Source organism: Psychrobacter sp. CAL346-MNA-CIBAN-0220 (genome assembly GCF_040309805.1).
GTDB lineage: Bacteria > Pseudomonadota > Gammaproteobacteria > Pseudomonadales > Moraxellaceae > Psychrobacter.
Map to the genome: position 1 here is coordinate 1 of NZ_JBEOPF010000087.1, position 296 is coordinate 296.

Here is a 296-nt window from a genome sequence, read left to right on the forward strand (position 1 = left end):
TGGTGGCAGCAACAATGCGAACATTGGCTTTTTGAAGCTGTTGTGAGCCGACAGAGCGATATTCATTGTTTTCGAGTACGCGTAACAATTTTACTTGATGTTCTAGCGGCATTTCGGTGACTTCATCAAGAAATAAGGTACCGCCTTCTGCTTGCTCGAATACACCACGGTGATCACGATGAGCACCGGTAAAAGCGCCTTTTACATGGCCAAACAGCTCACTGTCGACCAGTTCAGGGCTTAATGCACCACAGTTAATGGCGATAAATGGTTGGTTGATTCGGTGACTGGCCAGG

General features: G+C 47.3%; 1 protein-coding gene. It reads right to left on the minus strand.

The genetic code is table 11. The features are described 5' to 3' along the window. The coding region (locus AAEY88_RS12805; protein ID WP_350562990.1) for a sigma 54-interacting transcriptional regulator at positions 1 to 296 on the minus strand (296 nt) is incomplete at both ends.